Below are 22,150 nucleotides of genomic sequence, written 5' to 3' on the forward strand. Positions count from 1 at the left end.
CATGATTAAGTTAAGCCTTTTTAAAGCACTCAATAATTTTGATTTAGATATAAACCTTGAGCTTGAGTCGTTTAATGTATTGGGTGTTTACGGACCTTCCGGTTCGGGTAAGTCAACATTACTGCGTTGTATTAGCGGTTTAGAGCCTGCAAAAAGTGTTTATGTAAACAATCAGCCAGTGCATGAGTTGCCAAGCGATAAACGCGGTATTACGCTTCAGTTGCAATCGTGCCCGTTGTTTCCTCATTTAGATGTGGCAGGTAATTTAGCGTTTACACAAAAACACTGCGGGAATAAACAAACTAGCTTAACGCTAGAATACGTTGTTAAAGCGCTTGAATTACAAGACTTACTAAACCGTGACGTACAAAGCTTATCGGGTGGCGAATGCCAACGTGTAGTATTTGCGCGTACGCTATTAGCTGGTCAAAAATTTATAATGCTTGATGAGCCTTTTAGTGCGCTTGATTGGTCATTGCGTTTTAAAACGCTCACTAAACTTAGCGAGTTTGCAGTTAAGTTTAATATTAAATTTATAATAGTAAGTCACTCATTAAAAGAGCTGCTATTTTGCTGCGATACCCTTATTCAGCTTGATAAAGGTAAGGTGATAAACCAAGGTGCAAGTGCACACGTTGCAAAAGCTATTTATGCAAACGATAGACAAACACCGCTGAGCTTAATTAATTACAATGTGGTTAAATTTGATGAAGACTACGGGCTATATCAACTGCAATTACAGCAAAGTGAGCAACCGCTTTTTGTGCTTCCTGCACTTATAGATAGCAGTAATAAGCTAATTATAGAAAGTGAGCAAATGTCGTTTAGTGCGTTAAAGCCTGAGCAAACAACGCACAGTAATGTTTTAAAGTCGATATTAACTCAGGCTGAGCTTATTAATAATAAGTGGCAGCTAACGCTTAATGTAGATGGGCAAACATTGTATTGCTTGGCTTCAAGACGAGTGTGGGACAAAAACGACTTTAAAGTGGGCGATGTGCTTTATACAACAATCAGTAATCTAGAATAACTAAATGCTGCACACCGCACATTGACTGTTTTTAGCTATTTTAAAACGATTAAACTCCATGCTTAAACCATCCACCAGCAATAAGTGTTCGCTTAAGCCGCTGGGTAAACCAGCAAGCATTTTTAGCGCTTCAGTAGCCTGAATACTGCCTATTAGCCCCACAATTGGGGAAAGTACGCCGGATTCAGAGCAGCTTTGTGTTTGTTCACTAAAAAATTGCGATAAACAACCATAACAGTGGCTGTTTTCATCCATAGTAAAACACGCGACTTGTCCTTCCATACGTATTGCAGAGCCTGACACTAGCGGAACTTTAGCCTTAAAACAGGCGCTATTAAGCGCATTGCGCGTTGTTAGGTTATCTGAGCAATCAATCACTATATCAATGTTATTAAATAATTGTTCTGTAGAGGTACTTGCATCAAAAAATGCCTCAATAGTGTTTATGTCTATTTCACTATTAAGCGCGTTAAGCTGTTTTTTAGCAGCACTGCATTTTGAGCTACCAATATCACTTTCTTTATACAGTATTTGTCTTTGCAGGTTGGTCACGTCTATTTCATCGTTATCAACTAAGGTAAGCGTCCCAACGCCAGATGCCGCTAAGTATTGACCTACCGCACACCCAAGCCCACCCACACCAATAATTAAGGCATGCGATTGCCATAGTCGCTCTTGTCCGTCTATATCAAGCTGCGGGAGCATAATGTGCCGAGAATAGCGCAGTTGCTGCTGGTAAGTTAATGGTGGTTTTTGCATTTTTAAACTTCTCATACTTTTTTTGAACAATACCAATTTGTTAAATCCAAGAGCAAGTAGTAACGCTTTTTATTTGCACTCTAACAGTCCATCCCTCTTCACTCATATAGTGCAACTATAACGTATTAAAACAGGATTTACACATAACCATCTGAAATATATGAAATTTAATTAGTGGCTCAGTAATTGCTGTAATGTGTTAACTAAAACTTAACAAGTTCGAGTGCCTGCCTAGACAAAAGGGTGGGGCTTTTAATAAAACAACAATACGTTTACGAGGAAAATAAACATGCAACCGAGTTCTGGGTTTAACCTAATATCCTTTAAAGGAAAAATGAAAGTATTACATCTGAGTTGGATGGTCTTTTTTGTGTCATTTTTTGTATGGTTTAACCATGCTCCATTATTAGGTGCTATAGCAGGTTCGCTTGGGATCACCATGGCACAAGTTAAAACATTACTAATTTTAAATGTAGCGTTAACTATTCCAGCGCGTGTTGTGGTGGGTATGCTAACCGATAAATTTGGTCCCCGTATTGTTTATGCGGCACTACTTATTAGCTGTAGTATTCCATGTTTTATGTTTGCTATGGCAACCACATTTGAGCAAGCCGCAATAGCGCGTTTTGCTTTAGGCTTTATTGGTGCAGGCTTTGTTGTAGGCATTCGTATGGTGAGTGAATGGTTTCCTGCTAACGAGTTGGGTATAGCGGAAGGTATTTATGGCGGTTGGGGTAACTTTGGTTCAGCAGCAGCGGCTATGTTATTGCCAATTATTGCACTAATGTTTGGCGGCGAAGATGGCTGGCGTTATGCAGTAGGTTTAACCGGTGTATTAAGCGTTATATTTGGTGTTATTTGGTACTTAAATGTAACCGATACGCCAAAAGGCGGTACATACTTTAAACCTAAAAAAGTAGGCGCAATGGAAGTTACCAGTAAAGGAGACTTTGTATTACTGCTTATTATGAAAATTCCTATGTACGGCGCATTAGCATTACTTACTTGGAAGCTTTCGCCAACCGGTGCTAATCTAATTTCGGCTAATTTTGTACTTGCTGTGTATGCTTTTTTAGTCCTACTTTATATTTACGAAGTGTATAAAACCTTTGACGTAAATGGTCATATTTTTAAAGAGCCTGTACCTGAGTCGCATCGTTATGAATTTAAGCAAGTGGCTGTTTTAAATATTTTATATTTTACAACCTTTGGTTCTGAGCTTGCGGTTGTCTCTATGCTGCCGCTGTTTTTTATGGATGTATTTGCGCTTGATATGGTGTATGCCGGTATTTTAGCCTCTGCTTACGCATTTATGAACTTAGCATCTCGCCCTGGTGGCGGTTGGATTTCAGATAAATTGGGTCGTCGTATAACACTTATTGTACTTACGATGGGTCTTGCTGTTGGTTATTTTGTAATGGGCTTGGTTGATGCATCGTGGCCTTTATGGCTTGCTGTAGTAGCTGCTATGGCATGTTCGTTCTTTGTGCAAGCAGGTGAAGGCGCTGTATTTGCCGCAGTACCGCTAATTAAGCGTCGTTTAACAGGGCAAATTGCAGGTATGACAGGCGCATACGGTAATGTTGGTGCAGTAGTGTACTTAACGGCATTGTCACTTGTTGATTATCAAACCTTCTTTTTCATTATTGCGGGTAGTGCATTACTTGGCTTAGGCGCACTGTTTTTTATGAAAGAACCAGACGGACACATTACCGAAGTAAATGAAGACGGCACCGTTGAACTTATTTCAGTGACTTAAGGCATTATTGACTATGTTTGATGAAACACTCCACGCTAAAGCGCTAAAAAATGAACTCAACGTTTCATTTGGCGGGCACAGTGCTAAAGGGTTAAAAGCAGAAAACCAAGATGCGTTTGCAGCTCTTAATACCAAAGCGCAAGAAAAAGAGTCTAAAGGCGTTATTGCCTGCTTAGCCGATGGGTGTTCATCAGCAAAAAATGCTAAACAAGCGTCTCAACTTTCGGTTACTCATTTTATAAATGAGTATTTAAATACCCCCGAAAGTTGGGCTGTTAAAAAGTCAGTGTCGAAGGTATTAGCGAGTTTAAATCAGTGGCTTTATTCGCAATCAGTTAATTACAATCACCTTGGTCAACGCCAAGCCGATTGGATGACCACTTTTACAGCACTTATTTTAAAGTCGGCAACGGGTTATATATTTCACTTAGGTGATACGCGTATTACCCGCCTACGAGGAAATAAAATAGAGGCAATAACACGGGATCACAAAGTAAATGATACGCTAACACGTGCACTTGGCGCACAACTTCATCAAGAAATAGATGTATACGAAGTTGACCTAAAAGCAGACGATATTTATATATTAACCTGCGATGGTGTACACGATGTGCTCCCAAGTAGTGATATAGCTAAATTAATTAATGAACACGTTAATTTAGATCACACTAATTTAGAAAATGCAGCTAAAGCAATTACCGAACTTGCATTAGCGCGAGGTAGTGACGACAACGTAAGTTGTTTGCTTGTAAAAGTAGAAAATATTGCCGAGCAAAAGTTAGATGAACTTTATCATTCGCTAACACGACGAAAAATTCCACCTGCGCTTAATGTTGGGCAAAAAATTGATGACTACACGGTTATCCGTAAATTGCATGCCAGTAGTCGCTCGCATATTTATTTAGTGCAACAAGCGCCGGATATACCGCCTGTGGTTTTAAAAGCACCTTCGGTTAATTTTGAAGACGATGTGCACTACCTTCAAGGCTTTATAAGAGAAGGCTGGGTAGGTCAACGCATAAACCATTTAAACGTGATGAAAGTACTGAGTACGCAATCGCAAAGTCGTTTTTTGTATCATATTTGTGAGTACATGGACGGGCAAACACTTAGTGATTGGAAGCACGACGTGCCGCACCCAGAAATAACCCAAGTGCGCAGTATTATTGAACAAATAGTACATGCACTAAGGGCGTTTCAACGACTCGATATGGTACATCGTGATTTAAAACTCGATAATGTAATGATAGATGCGCACGGAAAAGTAACGCTAATAGATTACGGCACAGTAAGTGTTGCGGCTATGGACGAATCGGTTAAACAAATTGCGGATGATTGCCCACAAGGTACTGCCGACTACACCGCACCCGAAACACTTATTACTATGCATGCCGATTTTAAAAGTGATTTGTTTTCACTTGGCGTTATTGCATACGAGTTATTATGCTCAAAATTGCCTTACAAACCACTGCCACTTAACCACGTAGCGCCAAAAGATTACAGCCATTGGCATTACACAAGTATTCGTAAATACAGAGCCGATATTCCGTTTTGGTTAGATCAAGCCCTTATGAAGGCGCTTGCCCCTAAACCAGAGCTCAGATACCAAGCTTTTTCTGAGTTTATAAACGATATCAACAAACCTAATCCTTATTTAGAAAGTACCGCTAATAAAAGTTCAATAATGAAACGCGATCCAGTTATGGTGTGGAAATGTATTTCGCTGTGTTTATTTATTGCTTTGGTATGTGTATTAATAATTAAAACGTAGAGAACCAAAATGCTTAACTATAAGAACAACTTACCTATTATTTTTATACTGGGTTGCTTCACTACGCCTTCAATAAGCCAAGCTTCGCAAACTGATCTTGATTTTAGACTGCGTTTTGAAAGCGTTGATCAAAACAATGCCTTAAAAGATGCAAGCGGCTTAACACTTAGAACCCGCTTAACGCATCAAACAGACGAGGTTAATGGTTTTTCAGCCCTTATTGAAGTAGAAGACACTCGCAGCCTATTGGGCGTAGATGATTACAACAATACGGTGGGGAAAAACACTAATTACTCTGTTATTGCAGACCCAGAAAACACTGAGATAGACCAAGGTTTTGTTAAATATGCCCGCGATGGTCTATCGCTAAAAGTAGGACGCCAAGTAATAGCCCTTGATGGGCAGCGTTTTGTTGGGCATGTAGGTTGGCGCCAAGACAGACAAACCTTTGATGCAGCAACCATTAATTACGCATTTAATAACATAGATTTACAATACAGTTATTTAAATAAGCGTAACCGCATATTTGCTGACGATAAAGACATTGAGTCGTCCGATCATCTTATTAATGCAAGCTTTAAAACAGACTACGGTAAAGTGGTTTTATACAGTTACTTATTAAGTGACGATGCACTACAAGACGACAGTTTAGACACTTATGGCGTCTCTTTTAACGGTAATAAAACCCTAAACGACATAAAATTTTATTACAAAGCGGAGTATGCAACGCAGTCTGCCTCAACAAGCGTGAGTGATTTTGATGCCGATTACTATGCACTTGAAGGCGCTGTTGATTTAAATGGTTTGGGTATAAAAACAGTAACATTAAAAGTTGGCATAGAGTCACTTGGCTCTGATAATGGCGATTACGGGTTTGAAACACCGCTTGCCACGTTACATAAATTTAATGGTTGGGCAGATACATTTTTAAATACACCCGCACAAGGCTTGGACGACACTTACATAAGCTTAAATGGTAAAGCGTTTGACGGAAAATGGCTGGTGGCTTATCACAGTTTTGATGCTAATGAGCAATCAAATGGGGTTGACGATTTAGGTACTGAACTAAACGTACAATACGTTAAACCTATTAATAAACAATACGCAGTGGGTGTTAAATATGCTGATTACTCAGCGGGCGATACTGCAGCTAATAAAGTCGATACTCAAAAATTGTGGGTATGGATGAGCGCTAAATTTTAATCCTCACTATCTTCTAATATCCTCTTGTAATTTATAGCGACACAAGATGGTGCAATTGCACCATCTTGTGGGGCTTTATGCTTTTTACTTCTGCACCAATGTAGGCAACTTGCTGATTTTAAATGCTTATATATTTGGCTTACATATTGCTATAACAATCCTATAACAAATCATTCGATTTCAATTTTAGTCAATTACTAAAGTAGATATCATTTTAAGGTGAGTAAATGCTAAGCAAGCAGCGTGTTGTAGTGGTAGGAAACGGAATGGTGGGGCACCATTTTGTGCAGCAGCTGGTTTCTCAAAATCAGGCTGATGAGCAATTTGAAATTACCGTATTGAGCGGTGAAGACCGTTTAGCGTATGACCGCGTGCAACTATCCTCTTTTTTTAAAGGCAAAACCGCAGACGACCTAGCACTTACATGCAATAAAACCTATGACGATTGGCAAGTACGCTTTCATACTCATTCTAAAGTGGTTGACATAAATCGTGATGCGCAAACTGTAACAACCGCTAAAGGGGAGTTGTTTGAATACGACAAGCTTGTGCTTGCTACAGGTTCATTCCCATTTGTACCGCCTATACCGGGTAAAGATCGTGAGCATTGCCTTGTTTATCGCACCATTAACGATTTACACGCAATAAAAAACTCAGCCCACGGCAGCAAAGTAGGCGTGGTAATTGGTGGCGGTTTACTGGGTCTTGAGGCTGCAAACGCATTAAAGCAATTGGGTTTAGAGACCCACGTAATAGAATTTGCACCGCAACTTATGGGTGTACAAGTTGATGCGGGGGGCGGTCGGTTACTAAAAAACAAAATTACAGATTTGGGCGTTACTGTACATACGTCAGTGGCGACTGAGGAAATAGTAGAAGGTGAAAGTTGCCGTTACAAAATGTGTTTTAAAGGCGGCAAAACCCTTGAAACCGACATGATTGTATTTTCGGCGGGTATTCGCCCTTATGATAATTTAGCCCGCGAGTTTAATTTAGAGTTAGGCGAGCGCGGCGGTATTGTAATTAATAACCACTGTCAAACGAGCGACAAAAACATATACGCAATTGGTGAATGTGCACTATGGAATAATTTTATTTTTGGCTTAGTGGCACCCGGTTACGCCATGGCTAAAATTGCAGTTGGGCATATTTTACAACAGACCCAGCAAGGTACTTTGCAAAGTACTGGCTTAGACAATAAAGCCGATGAATTTAGCGGTGCCGATATGAGCACCAAGCTTAAATTAATGGGTGTTGAAGTAGGCTCTATTGGCGATGCACATGCACGCAGCGAAGGTGCAATAAGCTATTATTTTGAAGATCAACCCAATGGTATTTATAAAAAAGTAGTCACTAATTCACAAAGTAATAAGCTGATTGGCGCCGTGCTTGTTGGCGATACCAGCGATTACGATAATTTACTGCAATATCATTTAAACGACATTGAACTTACCACCGCCCCAGAAGCGCTCATTATGCCCCTTGCTGGCGACATAGCAGAGCTAAGCGCCGATGACTTGCCTGATGACGCCATTATTTGCGCTTGTCATAAAGTAACTAAACACACCATTGAACAAACAGTCGCTAAAGGCTGCATAGATTTGGCAAGTGTGCAGCAAAGCACCAAAGCCAGTACAGGCTGTGGTGGTTGTGAAAAACTCGTTCAAAACGTAATAAGCAGCGCACTCGCTAAAGCAAGTAACACTATTAACGTAGTTACTCTTAATGAGCCTGTTAAACAGCCCGCATAAATTAAAGCACACTAAAAGAGAGCAGTATGGCAACCGCAAACACGTCACCAACTATAAATAAAACGAGTTTAAAACAAACAACATGTGCTTACTGTGGTGTAGGGTGTGGTGTTGATATTTCACTTTTTAATAATGTGCCAACCAAGCTTGAAGGCATGCGAGAGCACCCCGCAAACTTTGGTCGTTTATGTGTAAAAGGCACGCATTTGCTCGACACAACAGGCAGTGATAATCGCTTAACGTCGCCTCTTATTAATAACCAATCCGTTACGTGGGATGAAGCAACCGACTACGTTGCCAATAAATTTAACGACATAATACAAAAGCACGGACCCGATGCGGTGGCATTTTATGTATCAGGGCAGTTACTTACTGAAGATTACTACATCGCGAATAAATTAATGAAAGGCTACATAGGCTCAGGCAATATTGATACAAATTCGCGCCTGTGTATGTCATCTGCTGTGGCAGGTTATAAACGCGCTTTTGGTGAAGACGTAGTGCCGTGTACCTACGAGGATTTAGAGCAAACTGAGCTGCTTATTTTAATTGGATCTAATGCAGCATGGACTCATCCGGTTTTGTATCAGCGAATGGAGCGTGCAAAGCAGCTTAACCCAAATATGAAAGTGGTGGTTATTGACCCACGAAAAACCGACACCGCTGAGCTTGCCGACACATTTTTAAATATAAAACCAGGCAGTGACGCCGCGCTTTATAACGGCTTACTTAATTATTTAAATGAGCATAACCACCTCAACACGCAATTTATTGCTCAGCACACAAACGGCTTTGAAAGCGCACTGCAAGAGGCAACAAAATGGAGCTGTGAGGCAGTTAGCGACTTTTGCGATATAGCAATTGAGCAAGTAACTGAGTTTTATGCGCTATTTGCTAACAGCCCAAGTGCGATTAGCTTTTATTCAATGGGTATAAATCAATCAAGCTCGGGTGTAGATAAATGCAACGCCATAATTAATGCGCATTTAGCCTCAGGTAAATTACTTAAACCAGGCAGTGGTCCGTTTTCGATTACTGGGCAACCCAATGCGATGGGCGGACGCGAAGTCGGTGGCTTGGCTAATCAGTTAGCGGCGCATTTAGATATTGAAAACGAAGCGCATCAGTCACTTGTACAACGTTTTTGGCTCTCGCCAACTATCGCTAAAAAAGCAGGCAGTAATGCTATTGATATGTTTGATGAAATAGCCGCAGGCAAAATAAAAGCAGTGTGGATAATGGCAACAAACCCAATGGTGAGCTTGCCTAACAACGCCGCTATAAAAAAAGCATTAGAGACCTGCGAGCTGGTGGTTGTATCTGACTGTATTGCAAAAAGTGATACGTTAAAATTTGCCGATGTTGCTTTTCCATCAACAGGATGGGGCGAAAAAAACGGCACAGTAACCAACTCAGAGCGCAGAATATCAAGGCAGCGCCCGTTTGTTGCACCTTACTCTGGTGCTAAAAACGATTGGCAAATTATGTGCGATGTTGCTAAAAAAATGGGCTTTGAAGGGTTTGATTTTACAGACCCAAGTGGCATTTTTGAAGAATGGGCACAATTAACCGACTTTGAAAATAAAGGCAGCCGACTATTAAATCTCTCTGGTTTAGTTGGGCTCACAAAAAGCCAGTACGATAACTTAAAACCCATTATGTGGCCTGTTGTTAAAAATCAGCCTTATAAAAACGGTCAGGTTTTTACAGATAACCAATTTAGCACCGCTGATAAAAAGGCGCGTTTTATACCTATAACGCCGCAACTACCTGTTCAACAAACATCAAGTGATTATCCGTTTGTAATGAACTCGGGTCGTATACGCGACCAATGGCATACTATGAGCCGCACGGGTAAAAGCACTGCGCTTTCATCGCATATTACACGCCCGTATATAGAAATTAATCCGCTTGATGCCAGTAAATTAGCAATTAAACAAAACGATTTAATAAGTGCAATTGCCCAAACAGGGCACGTTACCGCGCATGCAAAAGTAACCGATTCGGTGCGAAAAGGTGAATGCTTTATGCCTATTCATTGGAACAAACAATTTGCATCGTCAGCAACAGTAAGTGGGTTGTATCAATCGGTAGTTGACCCTCTATCTGGTCAGGCTGAGTGCAAACACGGCGCTGTTAATATAGTTAAAGCACCCTTTGTGCAATATATGCAGCTGTTTGCTAAAAACGAACTTGTTATAAACAGTGATTTTTGGCTCAAAGTTAATGCAAGCAATTGCTTTAATTACCAATTGGCGCTTAATGAGCCACAAAGTGATTTACTGTATTACTGCCAAACCTTAACTGGTCTAAAAGGGCAATGGTCGGCTATGAGCACGGCAAAAGCCATGCATGTGCAGTGTATTCAAAACGATCAATTAGCGTTTGTTGGTGTTATTTCTAATGAGCAAAAAGAAATATCACTTGAGTGGATAAACCATTTATTTGCAGAGCCATTACTGACTTTTACACAGTTACAGTCTTTGCTTTATGCAACCCCCGATGAAGAATTTACCCAAGGCGTGCAAGTGTGTAGCTGCTTTAAAGTAAGAGAGCAGCCGATTATAAACGCCATTAAAAACGGTGCAAACACAGTCGAGCAATTGGGGTCTGAACTTAAATGTGGAACGAACTGTGGTTCGTGTAAAACACAATTAAGCCAATTAATAAAACAACATTACAAAGCAGGTTCTAGCAGCATTGATGTTGCGGTTGTAATGTAAAGAAAAAAGGAAGCATATGCTTAATGATCAATTTGGTCGGCAGTTTAACTATTTGCGCCTCTCAATAACCGATGTATGTAATTTTAGTTGTAGTTATTGTTTACCAAACGGGTATCAGTGCGATACGCCGCGTAATTTTTTAAATAAAAACGAAATTAGCACTTTGGTAAATGCGTTTGCAGAGCTAGGTACTAAAAAAGTGCGTATTACAGGTGGCGAACCATGCTTACGAAACGACGTAACCGATATTATAAAACTCTGTAAAAATACACCTGGCATAGAAAAAGTAGCCATTACTACCAACGGATTTAATTTATTAAAGAAAATTGATGAATTTGCTGAAGCAGGGCTTGATGCGCTTAATGTCAGTATTGATAGTTTAAATCCGAGTATGTTTAAGCTCATAACAGGGCACGACAAACTTAACCTTATTTTAAAAGGGATTGAACGCGCGGTAGAGCTGGGCATAAAAGATATAAAAATAAATGCGGTGCTTGCCAAGCAGTTCAATAAAAACCAATTGAAGGATTTTCTAGCGTGGGTAAAACACCACAAAGTTACAGTGCGCTTTATAGAATTAATGGAAACGGGTGACGGCGCAACCTTTTTTGAAGAAAACCACTTAAGTGGGCAAACGGTTAAAGCACAGCTTTTAGCTCAAGGCTGGTTACAAGTCGTTAGGGGGAAATTAAATGGGCCCGCTGAGGAATTTTGTCATCCTGATTACGATGGTCGTATCGGTTTAATAATGCCTTACAGCAAAGATTTTTGTAAAAGCTGTAATCGTTTAAGGGTGTCGGCGCTGGGTAAATTACACTTATGCTTGTTTGCAGAGCAAGGTATAGATTTACGCGAACTGCTAAACGAGGACGATACTGCAGCGACCGTAAAGGCAATTCGAGCCGCTATGGGCAATAAAGAAATAAGTCATGAGCTAGATAAACGCTTAACAGGTGCGACAACTCACTTAGCCATGTTAGGTGGCTAATATGGGAGTTGATGTGAATACTCATATAGAAGCTGATATAAAAGCTAATATAAAAGTTAAGCGAGATTTTACAGGCGTTGTGCTTGCTGGTGGTAAGTCATCAAGAATGGGCACAGACAAAGCCGATTTAGTTTTAAAAAACAAAACGCTATTGCACAATGCGTGTGATTTATTAAAAGACGCAGGTGCTAAAAATACACTAATAAGCCGCAACGTTACAAATCCAGTCAAGTCATTGAACCATTATTCACCGAGCGATTATCCCTCAGAGAAGTACGTTAAAGATATATACCCAAATAGTGGACCCCTTGGCGGAATTTACTCAACATTAATAGCCACCGAGCACGATTTACTTATTACTGCGGTAGATATGCCACTACTCACAAGTAGTTTGTTAAGCACAATAGTGCTGGCTTCTCAGACAAATAACGTACAAAGTGTGAGCAATCAATTAAATCAGTCACAAATACATGCTTGGCACTTTGAAAATGAACCGCTACCGCTGTATATTCGTAATACACACAGTGTAAAAAATCATTTAAAACACATACTCACAAACGCAAACAGTCATAAATCAATAAAACAGTTTACCCAAAGCATTGGTGTGCAAACGCTTTCATGTAATAAAGCGCATGCATTAATAAACACCAATACACCGGCGCAATTTAAAGCTGTAAATGAGCATTTTGACCTAAGCATTAACCAATTGAGAAAAACATTATGAGCCACACAAGCGATACACAAATACCTTTAAATATTGCCGTACTTACAGTAAGCGACACGCGCGATGCGATTACCGATACTTCTGGTCATTACTTAATTAAAGCGCTAACTGAGGCGGGTCATCACTTAGCAGATAAAGAAATTGTAAAAGATGATGTTTACCAAATGCGCGCTATTGCATCGCAGTGGATTGCCGATGACACCATTCACGCTATTTTAGTGACTGGTGGTACAGGATTTACCGAACGCGATTCAACACCTGAGGCATTTGCGCCGCTGTTTGATAAAAGCGTAGACGGCTTTGGTGAGCTATTTAGACATATTTCGTACGGTGAAATTGGTAACTCAACTATTCAATCTCGTGCATTGGCAGGCCTTGCTAACAACACCGTTATTTTTTGTATGCCAGGCTCTACAGGCGCATGTAAAACAGCGTGGACAGGCATTATAAAAGATCAACTTAACTCAATGCATAAACCGTGTAACTTTGCACCGCACGTTACCATTGGTAAAAAGTGTGAATCGCGTGAGCAATAGTATGTTAAGCCACGTTGACGAAAACGGCCAAGCGAATATGGTTGATGTATCGCTCAAAGACGTAACCCTGCGCGATGCCTCAGCTGAAGCATTTATTAGCATGAGCAAGCTTGCCTTTGAACAAGTAATGCTTAATCAAAACAAAAAGGGCGATGTGTTAGGCGTGGCACGTATAGCGGGTATTCAAGGCGCTAAAAAGTGCGCCGATTTAATTCCGCTTTGTCATCCGCTTGCACTTACTAAAGTAGCTGTTGATTTTGAACTTGATGAAGCGAACAGCCAAATTAAAATAACCAGCTACTGCAAACTTGCCGGTAAAACGGGTGTAGAAATGGAAGCGTTAACAGCGGTATCTGTGGCTAGCCTTACTTTGTTTGATATGTGTAAAGCAGCCGACCCACTAATGGAAATTAGCGGCATGCGCGTTACTCAAAAAGCAGGGGGCAAAAATGGTAGTTGGCAGCGCGATTAATCCAAACGATGCAATATCTAGCGCCCAAAAAGTAGAGTTATTGTTTTTTGGGCAACTAAAAGAGCGGTTAAAGTGCAGTAAATTAAGCCTTGAGATTACGCAGCCGCTTACTATTTCAGAGCTTAAATTAAGATTAGTGAGCCAATACCCGCATTGGCAACCGTGGCTGGAAGAGCGTGAGCTACTTGCAGCGCTTAACCAAACTATGTCATCAAGCGACGAAATAGTGAAAGCAGGGGATGAGCTTGCCTTTTTCCCGCCGGTTACAGGTGGCTAATGAGCATACATATTCAAGTACAAACCGATGATTTCAATGTAGGTGACGAGCACAATACGCTTTGTAGTAATAATAAAAGCGATGGCGCTGTTGTCACCTTTACAGGATTGGTAAGAGAGTTCAGCAGTGGTGACAACGTTATTGCACTTGAGCTGGAGCACTACCCTGGTATGACCGAGCAACTCCTTCAATCTATTGCAGAGCAAGCACAAACTCGCTGGCAATTGGCGCGAATATGTATTATTCATCGCGTTGGTTACTTAGCACTTGGCGAGCAAATTGTGTTTGTAGGCGTGACCAGCCGCCATCGCCAAGCCGCGTTCGAAGGCGCACAATTTATAATGGATTATTTAAAAAACCACGCCACGTTTTGGAAAAAAGAGCACTTTAAAGACTCATCAAATTGGGTTGAGTTTAAACAAAGTGACAAACAAGCGCTGGGTAAATGGGAAAAGTGATGCAGATATTTCATTACTTGTGCTCTACAGGGGTTATATAGCTCTCAGTTTGCGTGTGAAGTCTGCGTTTTTCGTGTTATAAATCAGCAATATTAGATTGTTAGCCCGACCCAAGTCTGGAAGACATATGCGCACATCAAAAATGTTATATTTTACAATATTATTACTTGTTCTACTTTCAGCTTTTCTTGCTGTATGGGTATATGATTTAAAAGAAGGTAAAGATTTACTAAGCTTTACCATATCAACAGTAAGCTTTTGTATAGCCGTATTAGCTTTATTTATTACTGTTAGAACATATACATCAATTGATAGTGTAAATAACATTAGTAAAATGGAAGGTAACATTTTAGATAATGAAAATTACGTAACCTCACTTCCAGAGTTAATTAATCAGTTTAAGTCCCAAGATGAAAATACACTAGAGAAAGAAATTTTTGACTCTATTGAGCATAAACTAAAAAAAGAGTCAGAAACCGCCGTTCTTTTTGCCGATACCCTGCAATATATAATTGACCTAATTGTTTTATTTCCAGCTGTTTTTAATGCATCAGAAATTAACAAAGAGCTTTATAAAAAGCGTATGGACACAATTTTGTCAGAAGTTGATAGGCGCCGTGAAATATTGCACTCGGTGAGTAAAGGTAATTCAATTCAAATAACGGAAACAATAAAGCTATTTAAAGCTGTTGTTTCTTACCAAAGTTTTGTGGCTGATGATAATTTTAATATTCATGCAGACTTACTTCATGTGAGAGGTCCAATTCTTCGTAATCCAGTGACAAAAACCATTTACCATAATTACCTAGGTTTGTATTACAACAAAAAAGGCATGCATTTATTACGTGAGTCGCTAAATATGAACTCTGTAGATATTTTGTCGATTGATGGTTTAGAGCTGGCTCAAAAAAATATTAACACTATAGAGCCATCAATACTTGAAGAAGTAAGTATGTATCTTAAATCTGCCGCTGAGCAGTTTGATAAAGCACTTAAAGTATCTAGCGAAGATGTTATGTGGCCTGGTTTTATTAATTATAATAAAGCACGTACGGTATATTTTTTAGCTTTACTATCAAATACAAAGCTTAATTGGTTAGATATTCTCGACGAAGCAATCGAATCTCGCAGTAGATTGAATCGATTGATAGATGAGATTTTAATGATAGACAGATCAAAACCAGCCAATATTGTTAGCACACATTTAAGAGAATTTTTTCTGTATCAAGAAGAGTTAGCACGTACAGTAAAATTGAACATTTTACTGTCGGATAATTTAACCAGACAAAATAATGCACCTATTATATACAAAGGGATTAATATCTCTGATATATCAAACGAAAAACTAACTGACTTATTTGTATCAATACAAAAGTTTTCTACAGTAAGTACTTATCAAGAAAAAGTCATAAGTCGACTTAAGAATAACCTCGCTGTGACAAGCTAATAAAGCTTCAGCGAGAAAGTAGGATATATACTATCTTTAGACTTTTATTTTACGGCTTTTTTCTCATCATAAAAAAGCCATCTACCTATGCATGAAAAGTCATAGCAAGAATAAATGGCTCTTTATTAAAATGTTTTTTGGACTGAGCTTATTTTATTACACTTTTCCTATGCCCAAATCAGGCATTAAATTAAGCCTGTTATGGATAGCATGATGGATGAAAGATAACTTAGTTCGCACCGCTTGAGTTAGTACAAATGGGTAGGCATCGGCAAGTCCCATGCTGCGATTTAGTGAATTTAGAATAATCGAAAATTCCATCCAAGTATCTAAAATAGCATCAATCGATGTTTGTGAATTAAAGTAATAAGCACTTTGTGGCAATCGAAGCTCGTCTGCTTCATCTAATTCAAACTCATTACCCGTTGTTGAGCCTGTAATTGAAAAGTTTTTGGCTGTTTCAAGCGTATCGATAATGTGCATGTAATGCGCCCATGTTTCTGCCCAGTCTTCATAAGGGTGCATAGTAGCGTATTCACTAATAAAGGTTTCATGCCAGTTAGCTGGCGCACCTTGCTTATAATGAGTATCGAGTGCTTGCTGGTAATCTAATTCGTCATCACCAAAATATTGCTTACATAAAGTATGTTTTTTTGGTGAATTTGCAATTAGTTGATCAAAATAATAATGACCAAGTTCATGGCGAAAATGACCAAGTAAAGTACGATAACGCTCACCCATTGCTATTTTAGCTTGTGAGCGTGCTACGTCATCTGCCTCGGCTAGGTTTATAGTGATATGCCCGCAGTCGTGTCCTGTAAATACAACGTCTTGACCTATAATTGGGCTTACAAAGTGATCGCTTACGTTACGGTCTGCTATAAAATCGAAGCTTAATCCGCTTTCAGGTTCTTGAATCGTTGTATTTAAAGGGAGTGATAATGACTTTAATGTATACAAAGCGCGACGTTTTGCTGTCTCCATTTTTTTCCATAATGGAATATGTTCAACAATACTTAAATCGGGCACAGTTTCATTAAAGCGGCACGAAAAACACAGCACTTCGTCTTTATCGGCAACGGGTATAAATGTATCTAAATTAACCATGCCATTGCATACGTGATACTGAGCGTTGTTATCACATTTTTTATAAAAAACTTCAGGCGCTTCTGCTTTGTAAAATAGCCCCGATTGTTCATCAATTTCATAGGGTTCAACTTGGTCGAACTCATCATCAATACCCACGGTTCTGCCACAAGCCAAACAATGGCTGCTTTCAAAAAATAAAATAAGTTGATCTGTGCAATTACATTTAAATGTTTTCATATGTTACCGAATAAAAAAGAGACCGTATAAACCACTTTTACTTAGCGCTATGCTATTGGAGGATAGTGGTTAAATCCTTTTTAAAAGTTCAGACTTTTTAATATTAAATTCATCATCACTCAACGCATTAGAGTCGCGAAGTTGTGCTAACTTTTCAATAATTTGAAGTGTTTCGTCTACCGAGTATTGCCCCACAGTATTATTAGCCGGTGCTTCAACTTGGTTTGGTGTTAACGATGCAAAATTCGGCTGCGTTACTTGCTGCGTAAAATCTTTTTGAGGTTCTGGAGGCGTTGGCGTTTGCCCTGAAATTAATGGCAGGGTATTTACATTAATTGTCCCCCACTGACTGTTAAATGTAAGAGAGGTATTATTGCCTTGCTGTTGGCTTACACCACCAATATTATGATCTAACGTGTCGTATACGCTCACTTGTCCATTTAATTCAACGGCTAAGCGATTAGGGAATATAGCGTAGCGAATATTATTTTGCGCACCACTGCTAAATGGGCTGCCTAGATTACCTGGCCACCATTGATTGCTGCCAGGCGTTCCTGCAGGAATAACCGGAAATATTTGGTTATTGCTCAATATATTAGCAAGTTCGTTGCATAAGTTATCAACGGTTGATTTTAAGCCGTTGTTAAACATGTCGCCAACCATTGTCATTCCGCCGCGCATCCATTGACCAGAACCACCAAGTTCTGGGCAATTAAACTGCGCCATTGAGCAACCGCCGTTATTAACGCTAACTAACATGTGAATTACTGCATCGTGACTGAGGTTATAACGAGATGCTATACCATTAACTAAGTTTTCACCGACATCTGTTAGCTTTTGCATAAGAAAATATCCTATTAGGTAGATTGGGTTGATTTAAAAAATCTGAAAATACGCCAGGGCTGCATTACCTTTAGCATTGATGATAATGAAAAATTAACAGGTTAGTGAGGTGTGCTGGTTTTTCAAATTGGACGTGTTCTGTTTTGTTTGAAATTAAAACACACCACTGCAAAACTACTCTTTAAAGTAAGCATCTATGTATTAAAAGTTGCTTGTTTTATGTCATCGAGATTGTTAGTTTTACTGTAACGTAAGCGGTTAAAAATCGATCTAGTATAGCACCGTTACTTACTTTAACAGCAGCTTTATTGTGAACTATTTCTTACTATTTAATGATTATTTTTAATGATTTTTAAACTCTAAATAAATACTTTTAATTATAACCGTTTAGCGTTATAAATAACGGAGTAAGTATTTTTAAAAATTAACTTTATTTGTTTTATTTCAATATTTTAAATTAATTAGCTTTAATTGTAAGTTATTTTAAAGCACTATTTTGGTGCATTTTCTGCACCATTAAAAATCTAAAATTGATGGTTTAAATTACACTAAGTTTACTATTTATTGAATTGGTGTGTTTTTCCTATTAATTAGGTCAAAACCTTTATGCATAACGTTGCTTTGTGCAAGAGCCGCGAGTGGATGAACAGTACTACTTAAGCAAGTCTTTTGGTATGAAAATTGCACAAGTGAATTAGTCCAAATAATATTTTCAGCGTTATATTGTGGCCATACATTATTAAAGGGGAATTAATAGATGACAATTACAGTTGGGATTTCGCACCATACTCAGTATAAATACGATCGGTCAGTTAATATGGGGCCGCATATATTCCGATTACGTCCAGCGCCACATAGCCGTACAAAAATTAAAAGTTATTCTTTAAAAATAGTTCCAGAAGATCATTATATAAATTGGCAACAAGACCCTTTTGGTAATTACCAAGCGAGGGTGGTGTTTAACAAGCCAACTACCGAATTTAGTTTTACAGTTGATTTGGTCGCCGAACTAACGGTTATTAATCCTTTTGATTTTTTTTTAGAAGATTACGCCGAAAACTTCCCGTTTGTTTACGATGCTATTTCAAAGTCAGAACTCACTCCTTATTTAAAAAAACGCAAAGCCAGTCCAAAATTTAAAGAATTAATTGAATCTTTAAACCCTAAAGAGCCGCTTAGAAGCGTTGATTTTTTAGTGGCTGTTAATCAAGCTATTTATGAATTAGTAGGTTATGGCATTCGTTTAGAACCCGGTGTGCAAACGGCAAACGAAACAATAAGTAAAAAAACAGGTTCGTGTCGTGATTCTGCTTGGTTGTTAGTACAATTGTTTCGTCATTTAGGGTTGGCATCTCGATTTGTATCGGGTTACCTAGTACAGCTAACCTCAGATCAAAAATCACTAGATGGTCCAAGCGGTCCAGAAGAAGACTTTACCGATTTGCATGCATGGACCGAGGTGTATATTCCAGGTGCAGGTTGGATAGGGCTTGATCCTACCTCGGGTTTATTTGCCGGTGAAGGGCATATTCCATTGGCATGTACGCCAGAGCCAAGCTCGGCAGCGCCGGTAACCGGCGGTATAGACGACTGTAAATCTGAGTTTAGCTTTTATAATAAAGTAACGCGTGTACACGAAGACCCACGTGTTACTAAGCCTTATTCTGAGGCGCAGTGGGCGGCAATTAACCGCTTAGGTCAGCACGTTGACAATGTTTACAATGAAGAAAACATACATTTAACTATGGGTGGCGAGCCTACGTTTATTTCTATTGACGATATGGAACATCCTCAGTGGAATACTGATGCCGATGGTAAAGAAAAAAGAATATTAGCTCAAAATTTATTTGTAGAAATGAATAAAGTATACACAAAAGGTGGCTTTACTCATTACGGACAAGGTAAATGGTATCCGGGTGAGCCATTACCACGTTGGCAATACGCATGTTATTGGCGCAAAGATGGTGAGCCTTTATGGCAAGATGCTGCACTATTAGCCGATCCTAATAAAGATTATAAATTTGATCATACCGATACTAAAAAGTTTGCTGATAAACTGTGTGACTCACTTGGTCTTGAAACCAAGGCACTTACTACGGCTTATGAAGATATTTTATATCACATGTGGCAAGAAGCCTCATTACCTACCGAAATAAAGCCAGATCAACCAGAGCTTCTTCATGCAATGAGCCGAAAAGGCTTTTTAGCCAAAATGGATAAAGGCATAGAAAAGCCTGTTGGCTATGTTCTACCTTTAAAATGGAACGATAGTAAAAACTGTTGGCAGTCGTGTACGTGGGAGTTTAAACGGGGTCATTGTTTTTTATTACCGGGTGAATCACCACTTGGTTATCGCCTACCTTTAGACAGCCTTGAGTGGAGCGGCAATATTATTGACCGCGACCCGTTTGATATTCCAGAAAATTTTACCAAAGCTAAAAAGCTTAAAAAGGGCTTTATTGGTAAAGAAATGGTTAAAACTGCGCTTGTAATGGAAGTGAGAGAGGGGCGTTTATATATATTTATGCCACCAACAAGTCATTTTGAACATTACATGGGTTTAATAAGTAGTATAGAGAGTGTGGCTAAAGAACTTAAAATGCCGCTTGTTATTGAAGGCTATAGCCCACCTAAAGATAGCCGCGTAGAAAAATACGCTGTAACGCCAGATCCAGGTGTTATTGAAGTAAACATTCATCCTTCAACATCGTGGGATCAATTAGTCAGTCGAACTACAACGTTATATGGTTTAGCAAAAGAATGCCGATTAGGTACCGATAAGTTTATGGCAGATGGTCGCCATACTGGTACTGGTGGTGGTAACCACGTAACGCTTGGTGGCGAAACACCTGAGCAAAGCCCATTTTTACGAAGACCCGATATTTTAAGAAGTTTTATTACCTATTGGCAGCATCATCCTGGTTTATCGTATTTATTTTCGGGGCTTTTTATTGGTCCTACAAGCCAAGCACCGCGAGTGGATGAAGCCCGTGATGAAGTTTTATACGAGCTAGAAATTGCCTTTTCGCATATGCCCGAAGGTGAAGTGCCTGAACCTTGGTTAGTTGATAGGTTACTTCGTAATTTATTAGTGGATTTAACGGGTAATACACACAGAGCAGAGTTTTGTATTGATAAGCTCTATTCTCCCGATTCAGCCACAGGTCGTTTAGGGATTGTAGAATTTAGAGGCTTTGAAATGCCTCCACATTCACAAATGAGCTTAGTGCAAATGCTACTGTTGCGTACTTTACTTGCTTGGTTTTGGAAAAAACCTTACCACAAGCCATTAATACGTTGGGGTACAGAGTTACACGATAAGTTTTTATTACCACAATATGTAGAAAACGATTTAGCTGAAGTAAGCCGCGATTTACAACAGGCAGGTTTTCAATTTCAGTTAAGTTGGTTAAATCCATTTTTTGAATTTAGATTTCCGGTATGTGGAACGCGAGAACTTGATAACGTTACACTTGAGCTTAGAACCGCAATCGAGCCTTGGCATGTACTAGGCGAAGAGGCAAGTGCGTCGGGTACGGCGCGCTATGTAGATTCGTCATTAGAAAGAGTACAAATAAAAGTACAAGGAACAATGAGCGATCGCTATGTTGTAACGTGTAATGGTCGAAGAGTGCCGCTTAAACCGGTTAAAGGTAAAGCAAAAGATGAAATGGTCGCGGGTATACGATACAGAGCTTGGCAACCACCTACAGCGCTTCACCCAACTATTGGCGTACATGCTCCATTAGTTTTTGATTTAATCGATACGTGGGAAGGTCGTTCAGTTGGAGGTTTTGTATATCATGTGAGCCATGCTGGGGGTCGTAATCCTGAAACGCTACCGGTTAATGCATTTGAAGCTGAAGGGCGCAGAGTTGCAAGATTTTGGGAGCATGGGCATACACCATCGTTACTTGCATCAGCAGAACCAAGCTGGAGCCCATCGGCGGTTACGCATAGTTTTCAATCGGCGCAAAGCGCAAGTGAATACGTGGTACCTGATGAAGAAAGTAGTAATCCTGATTATCCAAATACCTTGGATTTACGCAGGCAGCCTAACTTTAAATAATAATTGATAGTTGT

At 39.5% G+C, this 22,150-nt stretch carries 17 protein-coding genes; 14 read left to right on the plus strand and 3 right to left on the minus strand.

Annotated elements, in window-relative coordinates; translation table 11 throughout:
• Position 1: 1 nt before the first annotated feature.
• Positions 2-1,030, plus strand: a complete 1,029-nt coding sequence (locus CXF64_RS04615) for an ATP-binding cassette domain-containing protein (protein ID WP_101216444.1) — start codon at positions 2-4, stop codon at positions 1,028-1,030.
• On the opposite strand, the gene moeB is transcribed toward CXF64_RS04615, so the two are convergent.
• Positions 1,031-1,789, minus strand: coding sequence for a molybdopterin-synthase adenylyltransferase MoeB (gene moeB / locus CXF64_RS04620; RefSeq protein ID WP_024607902.1), 759 nt, complete (start codon positions 1,787-1,789; stop codon positions 1,031-1,033).
• A 289-nt stretch (positions 1,790-2,078) separates the two neighbouring features.
• Here moeB and CXF64_RS04625 point away from each other — a divergent pair, with 289 nt between their 5' ends.
• The 12 genes from CXF64_RS04625 (at position 2,079) to CXF64_RS04680 (ending at position 15,898) form a co-directional block, all read left to right on the plus strand.
• Positions 2,079-3,548, plus strand: coding sequence for a NarK family nitrate/nitrite MFS transporter (locus CXF64_RS04625; RefSeq protein WP_101163073.1), 1,470 nt, complete (start codon positions 2,079-2,081; stop codon positions 3,546-3,548).
• A gap of 13 nt (positions 3,549-3,561) precedes the next feature.
• Complete coding sequence (locus CXF64_RS04630) at positions 3,562-5,319, plus strand: bifunctional protein-serine/threonine kinase/phosphatase (protein WP_101216445.1); 1,758 nt, start codon at positions 3,562-3,564, stop codon at positions 5,317-5,319.
• Between the two features lie 9 nt (positions 5,320-5,328).
• The gene (locus CXF64_RS04635; protein WP_101216446.1) at positions 5,329-6,522 is read left to right on the plus strand and encodes an alginate export family protein; all 1,194 of its coding nucleotides are present in this window, start codon (positions 5,329-5,331) and stop codon (positions 6,520-6,522) included.
• Between the two features lie 227 nt (positions 6,523-6,749).
• On the plus strand, positions 6,750-8,273 hold the full coding sequence (locus CXF64_RS04640; RefSeq protein WP_101216447.1) for an FAD-dependent oxidoreductase: 1,524 nt from the start codon (positions 6,750-6,752) through the stop codon (positions 8,271-8,273).
• Positions 8,274-8,299: 26 nt separating this feature from the next.
• A complete protein-coding gene (locus CXF64_RS04645) occupies positions 8,300-10,996 on the plus strand; it encodes a nitrate reductase (RefSeq protein WP_101216448.1) in 2,697 nt (898 codons plus the stop codon).
• 16 nt (positions 10,997-11,012) lie between these two features.
• The gene (moaA, locus tag CXF64_RS04650; RefSeq protein WP_101216449.1) at positions 11,013-11,984 is read left to right on the plus strand and encodes a GTP 3',8-cyclase MoaA; all 972 of its coding nucleotides are present in this window, start codon (positions 11,013-11,015) and stop codon (positions 11,982-11,984) included.
• Position 11,985: 1 nt separating this feature from the next.
• Positions 11,986-12,708, plus strand: a complete 723-nt coding sequence (locus CXF64_RS04655; protein ID WP_101216450.1) for a molybdenum cofactor guanylyltransferase — start codon at positions 11,986-11,988, stop codon at positions 12,706-12,708.
• Positions 12,705-13,244: a molybdenum cofactor biosynthesis protein B gene (moaB, locus tag CXF64_RS04660; RefSeq protein ID WP_101163066.1), complete on the plus strand. Its 540-nt coding sequence runs from the start codon at positions 12,705-12,707 to the stop codon at positions 13,242-13,244. Before CXF64_RS04655 ends, moaB begins: the two co-directional genes overlap by 4 nt.
• A 1-nt stretch (position 13,245) precedes the next feature.
• Positions 13,246-13,716, plus strand: coding sequence for a cyclic pyranopterin monophosphate synthase MoaC (gene moaC / locus CXF64_RS04665; RefSeq protein WP_007585237.1), 471 nt, complete (start codon positions 13,246-13,248; stop codon positions 13,714-13,716).
• Complete coding sequence (locus CXF64_RS04670; protein ID WP_101216451.1) at positions 13,694-13,993, plus strand: MoaD/ThiS family protein; 300 nt, start codon at positions 13,694-13,696, stop codon at positions 13,991-13,993. Before moaC ends, CXF64_RS04670 begins: the two co-directional genes overlap by 23 nt.
• A complete protein-coding gene (moaE, locus tag CXF64_RS04675) occupies positions 13,993-14,451 on the plus strand; it encodes a molybdopterin synthase catalytic subunit MoaE (RefSeq protein WP_008167810.1) in 459 nt (152 codons plus the stop codon). Before CXF64_RS04670 ends, moaE begins: the two co-directional genes overlap by 1 nt.
• 127 nt (positions 14,452-14,578) lie before the next feature.
• On the plus strand, positions 14,579-15,898 hold the full coding sequence (locus CXF64_RS04680) for a hypothetical protein (protein WP_101216452.1): 1,320 nt from the start codon (positions 14,579-14,581) through the stop codon (positions 15,896-15,898).
• A 156-nt stretch (positions 15,899-16,054) separates the two neighbouring features.
• On the opposite strand, the gene CXF64_RS04685 is transcribed toward CXF64_RS04680, so the two are convergent.
• Together CXF64_RS04685 and CXF64_RS04690 are read right to left on the minus strand one after the other, a co-directional pair.
• Positions 16,055-17,224 (minus strand): zinc-binding metallopeptidase family protein, encoded by a 1,170-nt coding sequence (locus CXF64_RS04685; RefSeq protein ID WP_101216453.1) that lies wholly within the window; start codon positions 17,222-17,224, stop codon positions 16,055-16,057.
• 69 nt (positions 17,225-17,293) lie between these two features.
• Positions 17,294-18,067, minus strand: a complete 774-nt coding sequence (locus CXF64_RS04690; RefSeq protein WP_007585227.1) for an SHOCT domain-containing protein — start codon at positions 18,065-18,067, stop codon at positions 17,294-17,296.
• A gap of 757 nt (positions 18,068-18,824) precedes the next feature.
• On the opposite strand from CXF64_RS04690, the gene CXF64_RS04695 reads away from it, so the two are divergent.
• Positions 18,825-22,136, plus strand: coding sequence for a transglutaminase family protein (locus CXF64_RS04695; protein WP_024611322.1), 3,312 nt, complete (start codon positions 18,825-18,827; stop codon positions 22,134-22,136).
• The last annotated feature ends 14 nt before the right edge of the window (positions 22,137-22,150 follow it).

Source organism: Pseudoalteromonas sp. GutCa3, assembly GCF_002836155.1.
Classification (GTDB): Bacteria; Pseudomonadota; Gammaproteobacteria; order Enterobacterales; family Alteromonadaceae; genus Pseudoalteromonas; species Pseudoalteromonas arctica.